Source organism: Microbacterium sp. ISL-103, from assembly GCF_018613995.1.
Lineage (GTDB): Bacteria > Actinomycetota > Actinomycetes > Actinomycetales > Microbacteriaceae > Microbacterium.
Genome location: NZ_JAGGPD010000372.1, coordinates 1 through 1,785, shown reverse-complemented (window position 1 = coordinate 1,785; position 1,785 = coordinate 1). Strand labels below are relative to the sequence as shown.

General features: G+C 68.1%; 4 protein-coding genes. 3 read left to right on the top strand and 1 reads right to left on the bottom strand.

Annotation, left to right across the window (positions count from 1 at the left end; translation table 11 throughout):
* Positions 1–72 precede the first annotated feature (72 nt).
* Positions 73–351 (top strand): helix-turn-helix domain-containing protein, encoded by a 279-nt coding sequence (locus tag J7E68_RS13620; RefSeq protein ID WP_215173433.1) that lies wholly within the window; start codon positions 73–75, stop codon positions 349–351.
* Here the strand turns inward: J7E68_RS13620 and J7E68_RS13615 are convergent.
* Positions 339–944 carry a hypothetical protein gene (locus tag J7E68_RS13615; protein WP_215173432.1) on the bottom strand — a complete coding sequence of 202 codons (606 nt, stop codon included), beginning with the start codon at positions 942–944 and terminating at the stop codon, positions 339–341. The genes J7E68_RS13620 and J7E68_RS13615 overlap by 13 nt on opposite strands.
* Before the next feature lie 128 nt (positions 945–1,072).
* Between J7E68_RS13615 and J7E68_RS13610 the strand changes: the two genes are divergently transcribed.
* Entirely contained in the window at positions 1,073–1,459 is a 387-nt protein-coding gene (locus tag J7E68_RS13610) for an Rv3235 family protein (RefSeq protein WP_215173430.1), read from the top strand.
* A 24-nt stretch (positions 1,460–1,483) separates the two neighbouring features.
* Positions 1,484–1,785: histidine kinase N-terminal domain-containing protein (locus J7E68_RS13605; RefSeq protein ID WP_215173428.1), on the top strand; the 302-nt coding region annotated here is incomplete at its 3' end.

Genomic DNA, 1,785 nt, shown 5'->3' with positions numbered 1-1,785 from the left:
GGGGCCCGGAGAGTTATCCACAGTGCGGCCGGGGTTGGGGTGTCCGGCCTGCGCGGAGGGAAGAATGGGGGCATGTCCGACCCGTCCTCCATAGCGCCGCGCTTCCTCGCGCCGGCCCAGGTGGCCGAGCTGCTCAGCATCGAGGTCGACGAGGTGATCGAGCTCGTGTACCAGGGGCGTCTGCGCGGTTCCCAGCTGGGCTCTCCTTCGCGCTGGCGCATCGAGGAGTCGAGCCTTTCGGGTTACCTGGCAGAGCAATCCGAAGAGGCGCGGCGCATGGCGCTGTGGCGTCAGGCCAACGAGGCGAGCTTTCCCGAGGTATGGGGCGGCACACGAATTCAGGGCATCTGATCGCCGGCCGCCTGCACTGACGTCAGCGCGCTGAACGGGATGATCCTGAATCCGCGCACCGCCGAGGCGACCCGAGCCTGACCGGGATCATGCAGCGCGAGATCCAGATGATCCGCCCCGGCACGGTCGACGGTGCCGTGGAGATCGGCCCCGTCGATGCCGATGACTCTGACCGGCACCCGACGGCGCGCCAGATCACGCAGGACGAAACCGAGCGACATCCGCTCACGCAGCACCGGGTCGGAGGCGTCCTCGTCGTCGAGGCTGGCGAGGATCAGGCCGTGGTCGATGTCGAGTCCGCGCACCGCGTGAAGCGGAATGATCCTGGTCGAGCGTCGGGAGGATGCGCCCTCGGCCTGCACGAGCGCGATCCAGTCGGCGCCCAGAGCCTGCAGCCGACCGCGGATCCGGCTGCCGCCGGGCAGATCGATCGTGGCGCGCGCGGCGGCCGAGCACAGCACTCGGAGGCGACTTCGCAACTCGAGGCGTGAGATGCGCAGCCGCTCGGACTCGGCATCCAGCGCGGCTCGCTCGCTCTCCCATTCGGCAGCGAGCTGCCCTTCGAGGTCTTCGAACAGTCGATCCCAGTGCACGCGCCCCACCGTAGGCGAGGTCGAACAGCGCATGTACGAGTTATCCACATAGATCTCGGAAACGACCCGAGGGGTGACTCGCCGCGTGCTCAACTTGCCGCAGTCTTCCCCGATCGAGAGTGCCACCGATGATGCTTCATGAGTACTTCGCACCGCAGCCGACTCCGCGCGCCGAGCTGCCGGACCCACAGCCGCTGCTGCGCAGCCTCACCCAGGGCGTCCTCGAGGTGCTCGCCGGCGTCAGGGAAGTCGATCAGCTCGCCCGCTGGTTCAACGAAGAGGCGTATCGGAGTCTGGTGACCCGGGCGAATCTCTCGGCCAGGGCGCGCAGCGCGAGGGGGGTCTCGCCTGCGCGCCCGAAGTTCGAGATCCTCTCGACCCGTGTGACGGAGCCCGTCGACGGCAAGGTCGAGGCGGTCGTCATCGTCGCCGGTCCCGGGCGCACCCGGGCCGTGGCGATCCGTCTCGAGGGCCTCGACAGGCGCTGGCGTGCGACATCGCTGGCCGTTCTCTGAGCCGACGCACTCTAGGCTGGTGAGGTGTCAACCCTCAGCGACCTCGCCCAGACCCAGGGTCTTCTGACCGACAACGACGTCGAATGGCTGCATCGTCTCGCCGGCGATGGTCAGCTGCTCGCGGACCTCGCGTCTGCGGACATCGTCGTGTGGATCCAGACAGAAGACGGCTCATTCGTGGCGGTCGCGCACGCTCGACCGAGCGGTGCAGCCACGCTCTTCTACCGTGACATCGTCGGCGAGCGGGTGCGTCCTCAATGGCGCACTCAGGTGCAGGGCGCGTTCGACTCGTCGGAGATCGTCGACTCATCGTCGCCGGACTGGTT

Excerpts from the sequence above, each read along its gene's own strand:
- J7E68_RS13620 (WP_215173433.1), top strand. The coding sequence starts at position 73 with ATGTCCGACCCGTCCTCCATAGCGCCGCGCTTCCTCGCGCCGGCCCAG.
- J7E68_RS13610 (WP_215173430.1), top strand. The coding sequence starts at position 1,073 with ATGATGCTTCATGAGTACTTCGCACCGCAGCCGACTCCGCGCGCCGAG.